The 19,251-nt window shown below is 60.3% G+C and carries 16 protein-coding genes; 6 read left to right on the top strand and 10 right to left on the bottom strand.

The annotated features are described in order from the left end of the window. Positions 1–48: 48 nt before the first annotated feature. The 10 genes from QRN48_RS02330 to QRN48_RS02285 form a co-directional block, all read right to left on the bottom strand. Positions 49–837: an ABC transporter permease gene (locus tag QRN48_RS02330; RefSeq protein ID WP_037015101.1), complete on the bottom strand. Its 789-nt coding sequence runs from the start codon at positions 835–837 to the stop codon at positions 49–51. Further along, on the bottom strand, positions 834–1,754 hold the full coding sequence (locus QRN48_RS02325) for an ABC transporter permease (RefSeq protein ID WP_285348660.1): 921 nt from the start codon (positions 1,752–1,754) through the stop codon (positions 834–836). The genes QRN48_RS02330 and QRN48_RS02325 overlap by 4 nt, the downstream gene beginning before the upstream one ends. 4 nt (positions 1,755–1,758) lie before the next feature. Beyond that, complete coding sequence (locus QRN48_RS02320; RefSeq protein ID WP_191942887.1) at positions 1,759–2,874, bottom strand: ABC transporter substrate-binding protein; 1,116 nt, start codon at positions 2,872–2,874, stop codon at positions 1,759–1,761. Between the two features lie 37 nt (positions 2,875–2,911). Beyond that, positions 2,912–3,823 (bottom strand): TauD/TfdA dioxygenase family protein, encoded by a 912-nt coding sequence (locus QRN48_RS02315; protein WP_191942888.1) that lies wholly within the window; start codon positions 3,821–3,823, stop codon positions 2,912–2,914. A gap of 1,179 nt (positions 3,824–5,002) precedes the next feature. Next, entirely contained in the window at positions 5,003–6,283 is a 1,281-nt protein-coding gene (locus QRN48_RS02310) for a TRAP transporter large permease (RefSeq protein ID WP_191943092.1), read from the bottom strand. Then, complete coding sequence (locus tag QRN48_RS02305; RefSeq protein WP_191942889.1) at positions 6,283–6,810, bottom strand: TRAP transporter small permease; 528 nt, start codon at positions 6,808–6,810, stop codon at positions 6,283–6,285. The genes QRN48_RS02310 and QRN48_RS02305 overlap by 1 nt, the downstream gene beginning before the upstream one ends. Before the next feature lie 63 nt (positions 6,811–6,873). Next, positions 6,874–7,857 (bottom strand): TRAP transporter substrate-binding protein, encoded by a 984-nt coding sequence (locus QRN48_RS02300; RefSeq protein WP_191942890.1) that lies wholly within the window; start codon positions 7,855–7,857, stop codon positions 6,874–6,876. 78 nt (positions 7,858–7,935) lie between these two features. Beyond that, a complete protein-coding gene (locus tag QRN48_RS02295; protein ID WP_285348658.1) occupies positions 7,936–8,823 on the bottom strand; it encodes a glucurono-1,5-lactonase in 888 nt (295 codons plus the stop codon). Between the two features lie 65 nt (positions 8,824–8,888). After that, on the bottom strand, positions 8,889–9,713 hold the full coding sequence (locus QRN48_RS02290; RefSeq protein ID WP_285348657.1) for an NAD-dependent epimerase/dehydratase family protein: 825 nt from the start codon (positions 9,711–9,713) through the stop codon (positions 8,889–8,891). 475 nt (positions 9,714–10,188) lie between these two features. After that, positions 10,189–11,445, bottom strand: a complete 1,257-nt coding sequence (locus tag QRN48_RS02285) for an OprD family porin (RefSeq protein WP_037015075.1) — start codon at positions 11,443–11,445, stop codon at positions 10,189–10,191. 509 nt (positions 11,446–11,954) lie between these two features. Here QRN48_RS02285 and QRN48_RS02280 point away from each other — a divergent pair. The 6 genes from QRN48_RS02280 (at position 11,955) to QRN48_RS02255 (ending at position 19,193) form a co-directional block, all read left to right on the top strand. Continuing rightward, positions 11,955–12,902 carry a substrate-binding domain-containing protein gene (locus tag QRN48_RS02280; RefSeq protein ID WP_052075303.1) on the top strand — a complete coding sequence of 316 codons (948 nt, stop codon included), beginning with the start codon at positions 11,955–11,957 and terminating at the stop codon, positions 12,900–12,902. Between the two features lie 94 nt (positions 12,903–12,996). Then, complete coding sequence (locus tag QRN48_RS02275; protein WP_037015073.1) at positions 12,997–14,508, top strand: sugar ABC transporter ATP-binding protein; 1,512 nt, start codon at positions 12,997–12,999, stop codon at positions 14,506–14,508. A gap of 4 nt (positions 14,509–14,512) precedes the next feature. Further along, the gene (locus QRN48_RS02270; protein ID WP_191943093.1) at positions 14,513–15,472 is read left to right on the top strand and encodes an ABC transporter permease; all 960 of its coding nucleotides are present in this window, start codon (positions 14,513–14,515) and stop codon (positions 15,470–15,472) included. Positions 15,473–15,692: 220 nt separating this feature from the next. Then, positions 15,693–16,781 (top strand): alcohol dehydrogenase catalytic domain-containing protein, encoded by a 1,089-nt coding sequence (locus QRN48_RS02265; protein ID WP_037015067.1) that lies wholly within the window; start codon positions 15,693–15,695, stop codon positions 16,779–16,781. A gap of 139 nt (positions 16,782–16,920) precedes the next feature. Next, positions 16,921–18,453 carry an FGGY-family carbohydrate kinase gene (locus tag QRN48_RS02260; protein WP_285348655.1) on the top strand — a complete coding sequence of 511 codons (1,533 nt, stop codon included), beginning with the start codon at positions 16,921–16,923 and terminating at the stop codon, positions 18,451–18,453. 2 nt (positions 18,454–18,455) lie between these two features. Further along, entirely contained in the window at positions 18,456–19,193 is a 738-nt protein-coding gene (locus QRN48_RS02255) for an SDR family oxidoreductase (protein WP_191942894.1), read from the top strand. Positions 19,194–19,251 lie beyond the last annotated feature (58 nt).

Here is a 19,251-nt window from a genome sequence, read left to right as displayed (position 1 = left end):
TTTGAATGCAGAAGAGCGGAACTTGAGGGCTGACGGACCGAGGTGGCGTCAGCGTGGGGCGATGCCGTACAGCCGTTGCATGCGCTGCTCGAGGCGGCGCGCCAGAAGGTTGAGCGCCCAGCCGACCAGGCCGATGACGATCATGCCGAACAGCACCAGATCCATCATGAAGTGCTCGCTACCGTCGATCAGCGTGTTGCCGATGCCGCTGCCCGACACCAACAGGTATTCCGCGCCGATAGTCGCCAGCCAGGAATACACCAGCGCCAGGTAGATGCCGGTGAAGATCGACGGCAGCGCCGCTGGCAGCATGACGCCGATAATCGTCTGCCAGCGGGTGAAACCGTAGACCCTGGCGACCTCGAGCAGGGCAGGGGACACGCTGCGCAAGCCATCGCAGGTATTGACGACGACCGGGACCAGGGCGGCGAGGGACAGGAAGACCACTTTGGCCACGTCGCCCAGGCCGAACCAGACCGAGATCAGCGGGATCCAGGCGAACAGCGAAATCTGCTTGAACGTATTGAAGCTCGGCCCCACCAAACGCTCGAACAGGCGAGAAAGGCCCAGCAGGCAACCCAACAGCAAGCCCAGCGTGGTGCCGATGACAAAGCCGCTCACGTCACGTGTCAGGCTGGCGGAAATCGCGCGCCAGAATTGCCCGGACGTGACCTGCTCCCAGGCAGTGACGGCGACTTTTTGCGGCGAAACCAGCAGGCCCGAACTGCTCCAGCCCTGGCTGGAGGCAAGCCACCACACCGCGACTGCCATGATCGGCACGACCCAGCCTCGATAGCGATGGGATTGGGAGGATTGAGCGATGGTCAATGTGCTCATGCCAGCCTCCCGGTCTTGCTCGGACGGCCGCGGTTGAGGCGCCGCTCGACGAATTCGAATCCGCGGTCGATCAACAGGCCAATCGTGCCGACTACCACCACGGCGGCCATGACCAGGTCGAGCTGAAACAGTTGCCGGCCGTAGGCGATCAGATAACCCAGCCCTTCACTGGAGGCCAGCAGCTCAACCACGACCAGTGACAACCAGGCTTTGGTGAAGCCCAGGCGCAAGCCCGTGAAAATCGGCGCAACGGCGGAAGGCAGGACAATATCAGTGACGATCTGACGGCGGCTGAAACCGTACGTGCGGCCGACCTCCAGCAAACGCTTTGGCACCTCATGAAAGGCCTGCAGCGTGCACAGCGTGACCGGGACCAGCGCCGCGTGGGCAATCAATACGTACTTCAGCGGCTCACCGATGCCGAACAGCAAAAGTGCAAATGGCATCCAGCCCAGCACCGGAATCTGTACGAGGGCGTTGAACGTCGGCAACAGATAATCCTCGACGGTCTTCGACAAACCCATCGCCAGGCCCAGCGTTATACCCAGAGACGATCCGACCAGAAACCCGACGAGTACGCGCTGCAGGCTGGCGGACGCGTTCAACCACAAGTCGCCGCTGGCAAACAGATCGGCCAGCGCCTGATAAACGAAGGCGGGCGGTGGCAACACCTGCTCGGACAGCCAGCCGCGCTCGGCGCCCACATACCATAGCCCGAGCAATGCGACCGGCAGCAGCCACGCCAGCGCGGCGTCGGTGGCGCGGTTTCGCCAGAGGCCATTGGGCAGGCGCGTCGCCACACGTCGAGCAGGGCGAAGGGGGGCGTTGGGCAGGCGTTTGACCGGCGCCAGTGGCTTTGCGATTAGCTTTGCCGGAAGCTGCGCCGGGTTAAGCGCTTCAGCGGTTGCTCGAGACATTGGCTTAACCTCCGTTGTTGGCAGAAGCGTCTGTTGACGCCGTTGCCGCATTCGAGGTTTTGCCGTCTGCGCCATAGGCGGTCCAGTAATGTTCGAGACCTTTGGCTTTCAGGGCGTTGTCCAGATAGCGGGTGTCGAACCAGCCCTCGACGCTCACTGGCCGGCGTATCATTTTTTCGTCTTTGGCCTGGTCAGCGACGGCCTGATAGCGACCGCGCAGGAAGCCATCCGCCAGTGGCGAGGCGCTGTCCCGCAAGTCCAGGCGCTCGAAGTCAGCCTTCAGCGACGCCAACGGCTCATTGGTCTTCGCCCACTCGTTGAGCACCGCGTCACGGTTGGCAGATTCGGATTCCCATCGCGCAGCATCGACCAGCACGTTGACGACTTTCTGCACATTGTCGGCGTGCTGCTTTTCATAATCGCCGCGGACCACCAGGGCGCATTGGCGGGTATAGCGCACGTTGTTATCCGGGTTGTCGAAGATAATGTCGATCAGCCCCTGGTCACGCAGTTTGAACAGCTCTCGACCGCCGAACGCCGCGTCAACGCCTTTGGAGGCGAGCGCTGCCTGACTGCTGCCACTGTCCAGATTGATGACCTTCAGGTCGCGTTCGGTCAGGCCTTTGTCAGCGAGCAGCTTGATCGAAACCAGATGCGCATTGGTGCCACGAAACACCGCGACTTTCTTGCCCTTCAGGTCTTCGATGGTCTTGATGTCGGAGCCCTTGGGGACGGCCAGGTACACGTTTGATCGCACGCCGATGGCAGCGAGCAACTTCGTGTCCAGACCATTGGATCGGCCGACGACAGCAGGCAAGTCCCCTTCGTAGGCGAAGTCCAGTTGCTGGTTGGACAATGCTTCGTTGACGGCCGGGCCGGCGCCTTTGAAGAAGAACCACTGCACTTCGGTGTCCGTGCCTGCAAAGGCTTTTTCGAGCAACTGCTGGTTGCGCACGATGCCCAGCGACGAGCCGCTGAAGGTGACGGGATCACCGCCACCGGCGCTGGCCACGCCAATGCGCAATACGTCGGCGTGTGCCAAGGGCATCATCAGCAGCGCCGCCAGTGCGGTAGCTACGCTTGTTTTGCTGAATAGAGATGTTCGCTTGGCGTTTGCCATGACGGTTATTCCTTTAAGAGTGAGCGATGTGGCGGGGTCAAGCCGCCAGGTGCTTTTTGTCGGCTTCGGTCTTTGGCGAGAGCGTGTCGGGGGTGGGTTTGATGGCCTGGCTCGCGCGGCCATCGACCCCGATCGGGATGTCACCGGCCACGGTGGTACGGCGCACGACGCGCTCGGCCTGGCCGTAGTCGTTGATGGCGATGTGCTGGGTGGCGCGGTTGTCCCAAATGACTACATCGCCTTCGCTCCAGCGCCAGCGAACGGTGTTGTCGAGGTGGGTGATGCGATCATGAAACAGGCGGATCAGCTGTTTCGAGTCGTTGCTGCTGACACCCTGAATCTGTTTGACGAAATGCCCGAGCAACAGGCTTCGCTCGCCTGTCTCGGGGTGCACGCGCACGAGCGGATGTTCAGTTTCGTAGACCTGCGCAGTGAACTGCTCGCGGTAGCGCTTCACGCCCGCTTCACCGGTGTCACGGGGGGCGGCATAGTCGTAGACGTTGGTATGCAGCGCGCGAAGGCTATCAGCCAGCGTCTTGAGGCTTTCAGGCAGATCAGCGTAAGCCGCCGCCGTGTTGGCCCATACCGTGTCGCCGCCGTAAGGTGGAATGACAACGCCACGCAGGATGGAAATTTTCGGATAGTTGGCCACGAAGGTCACGTCCGTATGCCAGGAGTTGGCGCGAGTTTCTTTGGCATCCAGGTGCAGGATGGCGCTGCTCTTGTCAGCGGAGCGAACCGTTGGGTGAGGGACCTGGTCGCCAAAGCGGCGAGAAAATCCCTCGTGCTCGTCGTCGCTCAGGAACTGCTCGCGAAAGAACAGGACCTTGTGTTCAAGCAGCGCCTGGTTGATGAAATCGAAATCCTGCGGGGAGACATCCGCCGAGAGTTTGATGCCGCTCACCTCGGCACCAATTTTACCCGCGACGGGTTTGATCTGAATCGCCATGTCCTGAACCTCGGTTTGGGTTGTGGTGGCTCAGATCATAAAGATATAAATCAGCAGTCCGCTAATCACTATTTGGCATAAATATAGAAGAAGTGTTTATGCGGATTGGTTATGACGATATGTAGTTGTTATGAGTGTTTAGCTACTTGCCTTCCAGGCGCACGCCAGCAAACATTCCCAAGCCGCTGATGCGTATGCAAATCTGTAGGAGCCGGCTTGCTGGCGAACGCGGTCAGCCAAGCCGCGAATGCATTGCGGCAAGATCGCCTTCGCGGGCAAGCGCGCGCCTACAGGTGATCGGTGCAATACCGGCATCGTTTGGCACATGCAAAATCCGTCAATCCGGATACCGACCGCCTTCGGCGTACGCAAAATCTGTCGATCCAGGCGTTACTGGCAACGTTCGGCGTGCGCAATATCCGACGATCCGGGCGAAACCGCGAGCCTTCGGCGTAAGCAAAAATCTGTAGGAGCCGGCTTGCTGGCGAACGCGGTGAACCAGGCCACGAATGCGTTGCGGCAAGATCGCCTTCGCGGGCAAGCGCGCTCCTACAGGTGATCGGTGCAACACCGGCAACGTTTGGCGTACGCAAAATCCAACGATCCGGGGCTACCGACCGCCTTCGGCGTACGCAAAGATCCGTCAATCCGGGCGGTACCGGCGACCTTTCGCGTACGCAAAATCCGGCGATCCGGGCGACACCGCGAGCCTTCGGCGCACGCAAAATCTGTAGGAGCCGGCTTGCTGGCGAACGCGGTCAGCCAGGCCACGAATGCATTGCGGCAAGATCGCCTTCGCGGGCAAGCGCGCTCCTACAGGTGATCGGTGCAACACCGGCACCGTTTGGCGTACGCAAAATCCGGCTAACACCGCCGACCTTCGGCGTGCGCAAAATCTGTAGGAGCCGGCTTGCTGGCGAACGCGGTGCCAGGCCACGAATGCATTGCGGCAAGGCCTCCATGCCGTTGTAGGAGCGCGCTTGCCCGCGAAGGCGGTGAGCCAGGCGACAGATGCGTCGTGGGAAGATCGTCTTTCGCGGGCAAGCGCGCGTACAACACATCGCGTCTGTAGGTTTGAGATTCGAGGCGGTCGTGGAACGTTCTGCATTTAGCGACCAAAAAAAGCCCTCGAGAAGAGGGCTTTTGATTCAGCTCACCGCGTGAGGTCTTGCTCAGCCGTTACAGCACCACACTCGGCAGCCACAGCGAGATCGCAGGGATATAGGTCACTGCCATCAGCACCATGAACAGTGCCACATAGAACGGCAGCAGCGCTTTCACGGTGGCTTCGATCGTGACCTTACCCACCGCGGCGCCCACGAACAGTACGGCCCCCACCGGTGGCGTGATCAGCCCGATCCCCAGGTTGACCAGCATGATCATCCCGAAGTGCACCGGGTCTACACCGATGCCGACGATCACCGGCAGCAGGATCGGCGTCAGGATGAGGATCAGCGGTGCCATGTCCATCACAGTGCCCAGCAACAGCAGCATGATGTTGATGCACATCAGGATCACGTAACGGTTATCCGACAGGGTCAGAAACGCCGTGGTGATCTTCATCGGGATTTCCATCAGCGTCAGGATGTAACCGAAGCTGGCGGCGAAACCGATCAGGATCATGACGATTGAAACGGTGCGTACGGCCCGGTGCATCAGCTTGGGCAGGTCGCGCCATTTGTAATCGCGGTAAATGAACATGGTGACGAAGAATGCCCACAGCACGGCAATCGCTGCAGACTCTGTGGCCGTGAACACGCCCGAGAGGATGCCGCCGAGGATGATCACCATCGCCATCATGCCCCAGAGGGCTTCGCCGGCGATTTTCAGTGCCTTGCGCAGCGGGATGACTTCGCCTTTAGGGTAATTACGCTTGCGAGCGAAGATCATGCACAGGCCCATCATCACGGCGCTGAGCAACAGCCCCGGCATGATGCCCGCCATGAACAGCGAGGCGATGGACACCGTACCGCCGGCCGCCAGCGAGTAAAGCACCGAGTTGTGACTGGGGGGCGTGAGCAAGGCCTGCACCGAACCGCTGACGGTTACCGCCGTAGAAAAATCCCGCGGGTAGCCATTGCGCTCCATCTCCGGAATCAGCACCGAACCCACCGATGCCGTGTCAGCCACCGAAGACCCGGAAATGGCACCGAAGAAGGTCGAAGCGACGATGTTCACCAGCGACAGGCCTCCGCGCACGAAGCCCACCAGCACACCGGCAAACGCCACGAGTCGCCGTGACATGCCGCCCTCGGCCATGATCGCGCCGGCCAGAACGAAGAACGGGATCGCCAGCAACGAGAACTTGTTCACGCCGCCTGCGACCTGAATCATCAGCGCGTCGAACGGAATCTCGATCCACCACGCGCCGATCAGCGCCGACAGCCCAAGGGCGTAGGCCACGGGCATGCCGATCAAGATCAACGCGATGAAGCTGCCCAACAGAATAAATGCGTCCATCATGCTGCCTCTTCGCTTGATTCGATCACTTCGTAACTCACCGCCCGACGGTGGCTCTGGTCACCCAGAAACAGCTTTTCCAATACGAAGATCAGCGTAAGCACGCCGCCCAACGGTATCGGCAAATAAGAGATGCCCACACGCAGCGACGGCATTTCGCCGAGAAACTGGTTCCAGGTTGTCATGCACAATTTCATGCCCTTTACGATCATGAACAGGCACACCACTGCCATCAGGATTTGCACCAGCACTGCCAGTGCGCTGCGCAGCGCGACAGGCATTCGCTCAGTGGCCATGTTCACCGCCATGTGTGCACCGGCGCGGTAGCTCGCGGCGGCACCGAAGAAGGTAAACACCACCATCAGCAGGATGGCGGTCGGTTCCGGCCAGCTTGAGCCGGATCCCAGTACGTAGCGGGCGAAGATGCCCCACGGGATGATCAGCGACATCGTCAGCATCGACAGGCCCGCGATCCCGATGCAGAGGCGATACAGTGCGTCATTGAAGCGCAGAATCGTGTTTTTCATAGGCTCACCACAACGGCGGTGGGCGGGCAGGGCCGCCACCGCAGTGCTATCGGGCTGAAGGACTTATTGAACGGCTTCGATGCGCTTGATCAAGTCGGCATAAGGCGCGCCGTATTGACCGCGTACGCTGGATGTAGCGTCGACGAAAGCTTTCTTCTGGTCAGGCGTGAGCGCGATGAACTCCACTCCGGCAGCCTTGAGCTTTGCCTCGCTTTCGGCAGACTTCTTGTCCCACAGGACGCGCTCTTCGGCTTGCGCCTCGACGGCAAGCTTTTTCACCAGCGCTTGTTGCTCGGGGCTCAGCTTGGTCCAGGTCGTTTTCGACATCACGACAGGCTCAGGCAGGATCAAATGCTCGGTGAGGGTGTAAAACTTGGCGTTCTGATAGTGGTTATGCTCGAGCAGCGTCGGCATGTTGTTTTCAGCGCCGTCGATGACCCCTGTTTGCAGAGCACTGAAAATCTCACCGGTGGCCATGGCAATGCCGTTGCCGCCCATCGCGTTGATGGTGTCGATGAACACCGGGTTGCCCTGAACGCGAATCTTCATGCCCTTGAGGTCAGCGATGTCACGCACAGGTTTTTTGGTGTAGAGGTTGCGCGTGCCGCCGTCCATCCAGGCCAGGGCGACCAGGTTGAAGTTTGAGTTGGTGATCTTGTCCAGCATCTCCTGGCCGATCTCGCCGTCGATGACCTTGCGCATGTGAGCATGGTCACGGAACACGAATGGCAGGTTGAAGGCGTTCACCTCCGGTACCACCGGACCGACAATGCCAAGGCTGACGCGGGTCATCTGGATGGCGCCGGCTTGAAGTTGCTCAACCACCTCCTTCTCGGAACCCAGCACACCGCCGGCGAACATTTTGAAGCTGATCTCGCCCTTGCTTTGCGTCTCGAGTTTTTTGCCCATTTCCTGTTCGGCGACAACGGGTGGATAACCTGCGGGGTGTACTTCAGCGAACTTGATTTTGATTTCCGCCAGCGCTGTGTTTGAGAGGCACAGCGCCAAAGGGAGTGCGGCGAGGAGCAACTTGCGTTTGAAGTCCATGGATGTCTCCGGTGTTGTTATTGTTTTCAGATAGATCGGTACAGCGGCGTTGCGTCGTAGCGGGGCCAAGCGTGTGGCTCAGCCCTTGAACAAAGGTTCTTCAAGACCCTGGACACCCGGCTGCAGAGCGAACACGCCACCGGCCAGCGGCTGGTCGCTGATGTCTCCGCCCGGGCGTATCGAGGTCACGTAGAGGGTGTCGAGGTTTGCACCACCGAAGGCGCACATCGCCGGCTTCTTCACCGGTACCGCGAGGGAACGATCAAGCGTGCCCGCAGGCGTGAAGCGGTGAATCAGGCCTTCGTCGTTGCCGCAGATCCAGTAGCAGCCGTCGGCGTCCACTGCTGCGCCATCTGGTCGCCCAGGGTATTGAGTCATGTCGACAAACAGGCGGCGATTGTGCGGCGTACCGGTGTCAGTGTCGTAATCGAAGGCCCAGATCTTCTGCACCGATGGGTGCGAGTCCGAGAGGTACATGATCTTGCCATCCGGGCTGAAGCCCAGGCCGTTGGGCACGATCATGTCGGTGAGCTGCGCGGTGAGCGGCTCGGTCTGGCCGGCGCTGTAGCGATAGACAGAACCCACTGTCGCGGCCTTGGACATGTCCATCAACATGGTGCCGGCCCAGAAACGGCCCTGGCGGTCACAGCGGCCATCGTTGAAGCGCATGGTCTCGGTGGCATGCTGGACGCTGCTGAGCAGCTCGGTGGCCAGTGTGCCGTGGTTCTGCGGCTGAATGCGGAACAGGCCGCTCTCCATGCCGGCCAGCCAGCTGCCGTCGCCGTAGCAGGCGATGCAGGCGAGCATCTCCGGCGCTTCCCAGCTCGTTGTCGATAAGTCCTGCGGGCTCCAGCGGTGCAGGCGACGGGCCGGAATATCGACCCAGTAAAGTGCCTGTTCCTGTGCGTTCCAGACCGGGGATTCTCCGGTCGCGTTGCGTGCATCGAGAATCAGCTCAGCAGCCATGACGATCATTCCGTGATTTTGTGATTGAGGGCCAACCTCGCAGTCAGCCCGGTCATCGTAGAACCTTACTCGTCGCCAAACGGACCTGACGCCACGAACGCACCGCCCTGATAAACCATTGCAGGGTCGTCGGACGGCGGCAGTGGCTGCGCTTCGACTTTGCTGCGGAACTGCTCGGAGCTATCTTTGGGCTGATAGCCCAAGTGGTTGGCCAACCGGTTGTCCCACCACACTGTGCTGTTGTCGGACGCGCCGTAGACGATGGTGTGGCCGACGTTCGGCGTGAACAGGCCGCGCTCGATCAACTGCGTCAGGTCGTCATAGCTCAACCAGCTGGCAAGCATGCGACGGTTCTGTGCTTCGGGGAACGAGGAGCCGATGCGGATGCTGACGGTTTCGATGCCGTAGCGATCGAAGTAGAAGCTGGCCATGTCCTCGCCATAGGACTTCGACAGGCCGTAGTAGCTGTCCGGGCGACGCATCGCGCTGGCGTCGATGACTTCATCCTGACGGTAGAAACCGATGACATGGTTGGAGCTGGCGAAGATCACGCGCTTCACGCCATGCCGGCGCGCGGCCTCGTAGATATGGAAGATGCCGCAGATGTTGGGGCCAAGGATTTCTTCAAAAGGCCGCTCCACTGACACGCCACCAAAATGCACGATGGCATCGACGCCCTCGACCAGGTCGTGGACCGCTTGTTTGTCGGCCAGATCGCAGAGCTGAATTTCTTCGTGGGGACGCGCTTCTGGGGAGATAGCGGCGATATCGGAAAGACGCAAGGTTCTGGCGAAGGGGCGCAGGCTTTCGCGCAGGACTTTACCGAGACCGCCAGCAGCGCCCGTCAGCAAAATGCGATTGAGCGGCGCCTGAGCGTTGAATTCAGTCATCGTGGAAACCCTGATTCTGATGTTGTTTTTATGGTGTCATCGGTTGTCGTATGACGTTTGCGGGATTATCAACAGGGCCCGCAAATTTTGTCAACGCGACGAAGGTGTAAGCCCCTAAGGGCCCTGTATCAAATCGCCGTCCCGCTGCAGAAAGTCGTGGCGAACATTACCCTTCCTTTTGCGGCGGGATGCCCGGCCCTTTCCCGGCTAAAGCCGGTCCCACTGACCACACTCAGTATTCCAGTGGGACCGGCTTCAGCCGGGAAGGGGCCAGTTTAAGCACATCACTTTTGCGGCGTGATGCCCGACGCTTTCCCGGCTAAACCCGGTCCCACTGACCGCACTCAGTATTCCAGTGGGACCGGCTTCAGCCGGGAAGGGGCCAGTTCAAGCGCATCACTTTTTGCGGAGTGATGCCCGACGCTTTCCGGCCAAAGCCCGTCTCATTGACAGCGCGCGACGGCGTTTCGGCCTCTTACATCAGCGAGATCGGATAGCTGATGAACACGCGGTTTTCGTCGAACTCGTTGGTGCTGTAATCGCGTCGCATCGACGAGTTGCGCCACCGCACGTTCAGGCTTTTGAACGTACCGCTCTGGACGGTATAAGCCAGCTCGGATTCACGTCCCCATTCCTTACCGTCGGTCACGGTGCCGGTGTGTACGTTATCGCCACTGATGTAGCGGTTCATCAGCGTCAGGCCGGGGACGCCGAAAATCGCGAAGTCGAGGTCGTGACGCAGCTGCCAGGAGCGTTCCTTGGCGTTGTCGTAGCTTGAGTTGTAGCTGTCGTTCGCCAGTGTGCCGCCACTTGTGCCATTGACCCGCATCCACTGGTCATCGCCGTAAACCTTTTGCAGGCCCAGGTAAACGGTGTTGCCTTTGTAGTTGGCCGACAGCATCGCGTAAGCGGTTTTGTTGTCCAGTTCGCCGGCCAGCTTGTTGCCGTCTTCCTTGCCGATGAAGTAGCCCAGGTTCGCACCGACGGTCCAGTCGCCAATCGGTTGCTTGTGAATGAAGTTCAGGAACTCCTGTTGGTACACGTCCTCAAGCTGTGCGTACCAGAGGCCGACCTGGGTGCGCTTTTCGTTGAAGGTGTATTCGCCACCGCCGAAGTTGAAGCGATCCGATTTGAACGCGGCAGATTTGCCGTTCATGAACATGTCTTCCATGCTCGCATCGTTACGCGGACTGTTGCCCCGGAACTGGCCGCCGTACAGCGTCAGGCCGGCAATTTCCTTGGAAGTGATTTGCCCGCCGCGGAAGGTTTGCGGCAGCGAACGACCATCGTCGGAACGCAGAATCGGCAGCACCGGCATCCATTCGCCGATCTTCAGCTCCGTGTTGGAGACCCGTGCTTTCGCCGCCACGCCCAGGCGACCGAAGTTGTCGGCGGGACGGCCGTCGTCATGGATCGGCAACAACTGCGTGCCGCCTGTCCCCTTGCCACCGTCGAGCTTCTGGGAGTACATGCCCAGCACATCGAGGCCGAAGCCGACGGTGCCCTGGGTGAATCCGGATTTCACGTCGAGAATGAAGTTTTGCGTCCATTCTTCGGCGTAGTTCTGAGGGTTCGCCGGGTTGACGAAGTTGCGATTGAAATAGGCGTTGCGCAGGTTCAGCGTAGCCTTGGTGTCATCGATAAAGCCTTCAGCGAGGCTCATCAACGGCAGGCTGAACGCGACGCTGCCAGCGCCAAGCAACAGCCACGAACGATGGGTCTGGATCTTCATTTCTTATTGTTCTCCCTTTCTGCGGACAAAACGGTCCTGCATCGAAGGTCGCCTTAGGGACGCCAACGAAGTGGACATGGGTGCTCGGGTCACCGGTTTTGAATGAGGCTCACTGCCTGAACGGACGGACGCTCTGGATCAGTCGCGCGCGTGCGGTTCGGCTGACGTCGCGGCGCGCAAGGACGCTGACGACGACAATGGAGTGCAAGAAAGGGGAGGAGTGTGGCGTGTTTGCCGGCGCGACAGGCACCGACTGACAGTCATCGTCATGGGAGCATCCTTTTTATTTTTGTTATCGGTTATGCGTTGTCGTACAACGCGAATCGGAGTATCGGCAGAGATCTTTATGCTGTCAACGCGCCCGCGTAAGGAAACTCACCAACGGTCGCCGCACCGTGCTTACCAACGGTCGAATCCGCGTATTGCGGGGCCCCGGTTTCTCTGCTAATTTCGAAAATGTTAACGATGACATTTTCCGCTTTAACAATAAAAACAACGGGATTTTCGCCATGACAATTCGCCTCAAAAAGGGCGTTCGCGCCGCTCTCTGTACGCTCGCCGTCGCTGTTTCCTGCGCCAGCGCTGTCACTGTTCAAGCCGCCGACGCAGCCAAAACCGGCCCGCTGAAAGTCGGCGCTTCGTTCCAAGAGATCAACAACCCCTATTTCGTGACCATGAAGGACGCCCTTCAGGACGCAACGACCAGCATCGGCGCAACGTTGCTGGTCACGGACGCTCGTCACGATGTGTCCAAGCAGATCAGCGACATCGAAGACATGCTGCAGAAGGGCATCGATATCCTGATCATCAACCCCACCGACTCGGTAGGCGTGCAGTCGGCCGTGCAGCAGGCTCATGACAAAGGCGTCGTGGTGGTTGCGGTTGATGCCCAGGCCAATGGTCCGCTGGACTCCTTCGTCGGCTCGAAAAATTTCGACGCCGGTGTGCAGGCTTGCGACTACCTGGCGAAGAACATCGGCGGCAAGGGCGATGTCGGCATTCTCGATGGCATCGCCGTGGTGCCGATCCTTGAGCGCGTTCGCGGTTGCAAGGAAGCGCTGGGCAAGTACAAGGACATCAAGATCGTCAGCATTCAGAACGGCAAGCAGGAGCGTGATCAAGCCCTGACCGTGACTGAGAACATGCTTCAGGCTCAGCCCAATCTCAAAGGCCTGTTCAGCGTCAACGACAATGGTTCGCTGGGGGCGCTTGCGGCCATCGAATCCAGCGGCATGGACGTCAAGCTGACCAGTGTCGACGGCGCGCCAGAAGCCGTCAAAGAAATCCAGAAGCCCAACAGCAAGTTCATCGCCACCTCCGCTCAGTACCCGCGTGACCAGGTGCGCCTTGCGTTGGGCCTGGCGCTCGCCAAGAAGTGGGGCTCGCAAGTCCCGGCGACCATTCCGGTAGACATCCTGCTGGTGGATCAGGCGAAGGCTAAAACCTTCACCTGGTAACGCGCGTGAGATCGCTCGCCTGATGTCATCCCGGTCAGGCGCGCATCACCGATTCTTCCGGGCTGCGCAGTGCTAGTGCTGCGACGAGGTGCGCATGAGCTGCCTTCTGCAATTGGAAAACATCTGTAAAAGCTACCCCGGCGTGCAGGCGCTCAAGTCGATCAACCTGCAGGTCGAGCGTGGCGAGATACACGCGTTGCTCGGCGAAAACGGAGCGGGCAAATCGACGCTGATGAAGATCCTTGCCGGCGTCGAGCATCAGGACAAGGGCAGCATTCTGATCGACGGCGCCGAGCAGCATTTCGCGACGTACAACGAGGCCATCGCGGCGGGCATCGGGATTGTCTTTCAGGAATTCAGCCTGATTCCCTATCTCAATGCCGTGGAGAACATCTTCCTCGGTCACGAGATCGTCAACGGTTTCGGCCTGTTGCGTAAGAATGAAATGCGCGAGAAAGCCATCGCGTTGTTTGACCGGCTGGGCGTGAAGATCAATCTGGATTGCTCGGTGCAGCACTTGAGCGTGGCCGAGCAACAGTTCGTCGAGATTGCCAAGGCCCTGGCCCTCGAAGCGCGTCTGCTGATTCTCGATGAGCCCACCGCGACCCTGACACCGTCCGAAGCCGAGCTGCTGTTCGACATCATGCGTGAGCTGAAAAGTCAGGGCGTGGCGGTGATCTTCATCTCCCACCATCTGGAAGAAATCTTTCAGGTCTGCGATCGCATCAGCGTGCTCCGCGATGGCGCCAACGTGGGCGCACTGACAGTTGCCGACAGCGACATCGACACCTTGGTGGAGATGATGGTCGGGCGCCGTCTTGAGGCCAGCTTTCCACCCAAGCAGTCCCGCGCCCAGGGCGACATTGTGCTGCAAGTGCGGGACATCCAGCTCACGCGTAACGGTCCGCATAACAGCTTCAATCTGCACAAGGGCGAGATTCTCGGGTTTGCCGGGCTGGTAGGGTCGGGGCGCACGGAGTTGGCGCTGGGCGTGATCGGCGCATTGCCGGTGGTCAGCAAGGATGTGTTGTTGCGCGGCCAGCCGGCGCACCTCAACGATCCGGCGCAAGCGCTCGCCAGCGGCATCGGGCTGTTGCCGGAGAGCCGCAAGAGCGAAGGCCTGATCGTCGATTTCAGCATTCGTGAAAACATCTCGTTGAACAACCTGGGCAAGTACGAAGGCACGGCGCATCTGCTCGACCGGCACAAGGAAGACGCCACCACCGGCGAGCTGATGAAGCAGCTGTCGATCAAGGCGCCAAGCTGCGAGAGCCGGGTTATCAACCTCAGTGGCGGTAATCAGCAGAAGGTGGTGATCGCGCGCTGGATCAACCATCACTGCGACATCCTGATCTTCGACGAGCCGACCCGAGGCATCGACGTCGGTGCGAAAGCGGAGATCTACACCCTGATGCGCAAACTCACCGAACAAGGCTTCGCGATCATCATGATCTCTTCGGAACTGCCGGAAATCATCGGTATGTGCGACCGCGTGGCCGTTTTCAACAAGGGCGCTATCGTCAATGTGCTGGAGGCTTCGGCCATCAACCCGCAGGAAGTGATGCGCTACGCCACCGGGAGCTCCAACAGTGAACACCTCCATTAAACCCATGACTGCGCAGCCCAACCGGATGAAGCTCAACTTCGCTCAACTGATCCGCTCGCCAGCGTTCTATCCCTTTGTGGGGCTGGTCGTGGTGACGGTCTTCATGATCTTTGCCAGCGACAAGTTTCTCACCGGGGCCAACCTGGAAAACATCGCCCGGCAGGTGTCGATCAACGCGATTATCGCGGTGGGCATGACGTGCGTGATTCTCACCGGCGGTATCGATTTGTCCGTCGGGCCGGTGATGGCGTTGTCCGGCACGTTGACCACCGGGCTGATGGTGGCGGGTGTGCCGCCACCGATTGCGATTCTCATCGGGCTGCTGATTGGTGTGGGTTTTGGCGTCGGCAACGGGATCTTCGTCGCGTACCTGAAGATGCCACCGATCATCGTCACGCTGGCCACCATGGGCATCGCCCGCGGGCTTGGCCTGATGTACACCGACGGCTATCCGATTTCCGGGATGCCCGACTGGTTTGCCTGGTTCGGGCGCGGCACGCTGTTTGGCATTCAGGTGCCAATTCTGATCATGCTGGCGACGTACTTTTTCGCCTGGGTACTGCTGCAGCACACCCGCGTCGGCCGCTACGTTTATGCCATCGGTGGTAACGAAGAAGCCGTGCGCCTGTCCGGCGTGCGCGCCTCGCGGTTCAAGCTGCTGGTGTACTCGATCAGCGGGCTGACGGCGGCGATTGCCGGACTGGTGTTGTCGTCACGGCTGATGAGCGGGCAACCGAACGCGGGCGTCGGCTTCGAGCTCGACGCAATCGCGGCGGTTGTGCTGGGCGGCGCGTCGATTGCCGGCGGTCGTGGCGTGATCATCGGCACGCTGGTGGGCGCGATGCTGTTGGGCGTGCTCAACAACGGGCTGAACATGCTCGGCGTCTCGCCCTATGTGCAGAGCGTGATCAAGGGCGGAATCATCTTGCTGGCGATCTTTATCAGTCGGCAGCGGCATAAATAACCGGATGCATTGAATAGGCTGCGGTCGTGCGGGAGGGAGGGACGGAGGGAGCGTTGCGATTTGCCCAAGCTGACGCCCGCAGGAGCCGGCTTGCTGGCGAACGCGGTGGGTCAGTCGCAGCGGATGTCCGAGCGGCCTCATTCGCCAGCAAGCCGGCTCCTACAGTTCTCCCACTCCCAAGTGGCCGTAATCATCACTTACCCAAAACAGGTGAACCGACATGGAACAAAACACTACAAACACCATGCAAGCCGTCGTCTGCCATGCGCCGAAAGACTACCGTCTGGAGCAGATCAGCAAACCGGTGGCGCGTGCCAACGAACTGGTCATCCGCATCGGCGCCTGCGGGATCTGCGCCAGTGACTGCAAGTGTCATTCGGGTGCTGCGATGTTCTGGGGCGGCGAAAGCCCTTGGGTCAAAGCACCCGTCGTGCCGGGCCATGAGTTTTTCGGCTACGTGGACTCGGTGGGCGAGGGCGCTGAAGAGCACTTCGGGGTAAAGGTCGGTGACAAGGTCATCGCCGAACAGATCGTGCCCTGCGAGAAGTGCAAATTCTGCAAATCCGGCAAGTACTGGATGTGCGAAGTCCACAACATCTTCGGCTTCCAGAAAGACGTCGCCGAGGGCGGCATGGCGCAGTACATGCGCATTCCGAAAACGGCCATCGTGCATCACATTCCAGAGTCGGTTTCGCTGGAAGACTCAGCGCTGATCGAACCTATGGCCTGCTCGATTCACACGGTTAATCGGGGTGATGTTCAGCTCGACGACGTACTGGTAATCGCCGGCGCCGGCACGCTGGGCCTGTGCATGGTGCAAGTCGCTGCGTTGAAAACACCGAAGAAGCTGGTGGTCATCGACATGGTCGACGAGCGTCTCGAACTGGCGAAGAAGTTCGGCGCCGATGTGGTCATCAACCCCAGCCGCGACAACGCCAGAGAGATCATCAATGGCCTGACCGATGGCTACGGCTGTGACGTTTACATCGAAACCACCGGCGTGCCGATCGGCGTCACCCAGGGCCTGGACCTGATCCGCAAGCTGGGCCGCTTCGTCGAGTTCAGCGTATTCGGTGCCGAGACCAGCGCCGACTGGTCGATCATTGGCGACCGCAAGGAACTCGACGTGCGCGGGGCTCACCTGGGCCCTTATTGCTACCCGATCGCCATTGACCTGTTCGAGCGCGGTCTTGTGACCTCCGAAGGCATCGTGACCCATGATTTTGGCCTGGACGACTATGCCGAAGCGTTTGCGCTGGCCGATTCGACCAAGTCGATCAAAGTCCTGCTCAAGCCCGTCAATAATTGACCATCTGTAGGAGCGCGCTTGCCCGCGATGGCGGTGCATCAGGGGCAGCATAACCGGCTGAACCCACGCGATTCGCGGGCAAGCGCGCTCCTACCGTTTGAGCCCTTCATTCGTCACATAACAACAAGAGCGCACCCGGATGGATTACGTCATCGGTGTCGACATCGGCACCCAAAGCACCAAGGCGCTGTTGGTCGATGCGCAGGGCCGGATCGTCGCGCAGCATAGCCACAGTTATAAGGTCGATACGCCCAAACCGCGCTGGGCGGAGCAATGGCCTCAGGTCTGGCTCGACGCCGTGGAAATCTGCGTGGCTGCCTGCATGCGCAAAAGCGACGTGCCCAAAGACAGCGTTAAATCGATGTGCGTCAGCAGTCTGTATGGCGGCTCGGGGATTGCGGTCGACGCACAGATCAAGCCGTTGTACCCGTGCCTGATCTGGATGGACCGACGCGCCGAGGCACAGGTCGAGTGGGTCAACGGACACGCAGACCTTGAGCGCTTGCACGCGGTCACCGGCAACGGCGTCGACAGCTATTACGGCTTCACCAAAATGCTCTGGCTGAAGGACAACCAGCCGCAGGTCTGGGCCGACACGCGTTACCTGCTGCCGCCCAACAGCTACATTAATTTTTGTCTGACCGGCGAGATCGCGGTGGACCACAGCTCCGCCGGCAATATTGGCGGGATCTACGACGTCAAAGCGCGGGGCTGGTCGGCAGAGATGCTCGATGCCTTGGGCATACCGGCGTCGATGATGCCTGAGCGGCTGGTGCACTCCGGCGACGTGGTCGGCGGTCTGTTGCCCGAATGGGCCGATCGTCTCGGGCTGGCAACCGGTACGCCGCTGCTTGGCGGCGGTGTCGATGCGGCCATGGCGACGTTCGCGGCAGGCGTCACTCAGGCCGGCAATCATGTGGCGATGATTGGCACCAGCATGTGCTGGGGGTATCTCAACCAACAGGTGGATGCGCGTCACGGTCTGGTCAGCTTTCCTCACGTGTTCAACGGCGCCAAAGACCTCTACATCTTTGGCGGCGCGATCACTGCTGGTGCCTCGGTCAGCTGGTTTCGCGAGCAGTTCTGCCAGGCGGAAGAGCAGCAGGGGCGTGAGAATGGCGAAGACAGCCACGTCATTCTCGAACGCGCGGCAATGAAGATTCCCGCCGGCAGTGACGGCGTGTTGTTTCAGCCGTACCTGATGGGCGAGCGCAGCCCGGTATGGGATGCGAAGGCGAGCGGCAGTTTTGTCGGCCTGAGCCTGTATCACAGCCGCATTCATCTGTATCGCGCGGTCCTTGAGGGCGTCACTTTCGCGCTCCGGCACAACATCGAAGCGGGGACCCGTGGCGCGCAGTCTCTGGACCCGCGGCTGATCGTCGTCGGCGGCGCCAGCCACTCGGACCTGTGGATGCAGATAATCGCCGACGTCACCAACTTCCCGGTGTACACCATCGTGCAGGAAGTCGAAGCGGCGCTGGGTGCTGCCCTGCTGGCGGCGCATGCGGTCGGTCTGGTGGACGACGCACAGGTACACAAGGGCTGGGTGCAACTGGAGCGCCGAGCCGAACCCCAAGCCCGGAACGTCGAGTTGTATTCGCGCCTGTTCGCTGACTACGTCGCGTTGTACCCGGCGCTCAAACCCATCATGCATCGCTTGCAGGAAGCCTGACTGTGGATACTGCCCGATTCGATTTCACCGGCCAGCGGATTCTGGTCACTGGCGCCACCAGCGGTATCGGCTGGGAGGTGGTGCAGCAATTGCTCAACAGTGGCGCCGAGGTTTATGCCATGGGCCGTGATGCCTCTGCCCTCGACAAATTGGCCACCCAAGGGTGCCAGACGTTGCAAGTGGACGTCGCGGATTCTCAGCCATTGGCTGCGTTGCTGGCGTCGCTGCCCGCGATGCACGGGCTGGTCAACTGCGCCGGGATTTCCATTCTGGAGCCCGCCACCCAGGTAAGCGCTGAAGCGTTCGATCAGGTCATGGCGATCAATGTCCGCGCGGCAGCAATGATCGCCGGCGCAGTGGCGAAGAAGATGATTGCCGATGGCGTGCCCGGCGCCATCGTCAATGTGTCGAGTCAGGCGTCGCTGGTGGCGCTGGATGATCACCTGAGCTATTGCGCGTCGAAGGGCGCGATGGATGCCATGACTCGCGTGCAATGCGGTGAATGGGGCCGACACGGGATTCGCGTCAACAGCGTAAACCCGACCGTCACGCTGACGCCCATGGCGCAAATGGCGTGGGGCGAGCCCAGCAAACGCGACCCCGCGCTGGCGGCCATACCATTGGGGCGCTTCGCCGAAACCGCCGAAGTCGCCGCACCGATCCTGTTCCTGCTGAGCAGCGCGGCCTCGATGATCAGCGGCGTGTCGCTGCCGATTGATGGGGGATACACGAGCCGTTGACGATTTGGGTGCGCTACAAAGGTGGCGAACAAACGCGAATCTACCCATTAACGCGAAT

This window comes from Pseudomonas sp. ME-P-057, from assembly GCF_030208975.1.
Classification (GTDB): domain Bacteria; phylum Pseudomonadota; class Gammaproteobacteria; order Pseudomonadales; family Pseudomonadaceae; genus Aquipseudomonas; species Aquipseudomonas lutea.
Note: the sequence above shows the minus strand (reverse complement) of the source record. Positions and strands in the feature narration are given on the sequence as shown.

Bases quoted from the DNA above. Each gene is read 5' to 3' on its own strand.
- QRN48_RS02330 (WP_037015101.1), bottom strand. From the start codon at position 837: ATGAGCACATTGACCATCGCTCAATCCTCCCAATCCCATCGCTATCGA.
- QRN48_RS02325 (WP_285348660.1), bottom strand. From the start codon at position 1,754: ATGTCTCGAGCAACCGCTGAAGCGCTTAACCCGGCGCAGCTTCCGGCA.
- QRN48_RS02320 (WP_191942887.1), bottom strand. From the start codon at position 2,874: ATGGCAAACGCCAAGCGAACATCTCTATTCAGCAAAACAAGCGTAGCT.
- QRN48_RS02315 (WP_191942888.1), bottom strand. From the start codon at position 3,823: ATGGCGATTCAGATCAAACCCGTCGCGGGTAAAATTGGTGCCGAGGTG.
- QRN48_RS02310 (WP_191943092.1), bottom strand. From the start codon at position 6,283: ATGGACGCATTTATTCTGTTGGGCAGCTTCATCGCGTTGATCTTGATC.
- QRN48_RS02305 (WP_191942889.1), bottom strand. From the start codon at position 6,810: ATGAAAAACACGATTCTGCGCTTCAATGACGCACTGTATCGCCTCTGC.
- QRN48_RS02300 (WP_191942890.1), bottom strand. From the start codon at position 7,857: ATGGACTTCAAACGCAAGTTGCTCCTCGCCGCACTCCCTTTGGCGCTG.
- QRN48_RS02295 (WP_285348658.1), bottom strand. From the start codon at position 8,823: ATGGCTGCTGAGCTGATTCTCGATGCACGCAACGCGACCGGAGAATCC.
- QRN48_RS02290 (WP_285348657.1), bottom strand. From the start codon at position 9,713: ATGACTGAATTCAACGCTCAGGCGCCGCTCAATCGCATTTTGCTGACG.
- QRN48_RS02285 (WP_037015075.1), bottom strand. From the start codon at position 11,445: ATGAAGATCCAGACCCATCGTTCGTGGCTGTTGCTTGGCGCTGGCAGC.
- QRN48_RS02280 (WP_052075303.1), top strand. From the start codon at position 11,955: ATGACAATTCGCCTCAAAAAGGGCGTTCGCGCCGCTCTCTGTACGCTC.
- QRN48_RS02275 (WP_037015073.1), top strand. From the start codon at position 12,997: ATGAGCTGCCTTCTGCAATTGGAAAACATCTGTAAAAGCTACCCCGGC.
- QRN48_RS02270 (WP_191943093.1), top strand. From the start codon at position 14,513: ATGACTGCGCAGCCCAACCGGATGAAGCTCAACTTCGCTCAACTGATC.
- QRN48_RS02265 (WP_037015067.1), top strand. From the start codon at position 15,693: ATGGAACAAAACACTACAAACACCATGCAAGCCGTCGTCTGCCATGCG.
- QRN48_RS02260 (WP_285348655.1), top strand. From the start codon at position 16,921: ATGGATTACGTCATCGGTGTCGACATCGGCACCCAAAGCACCAAGGCG.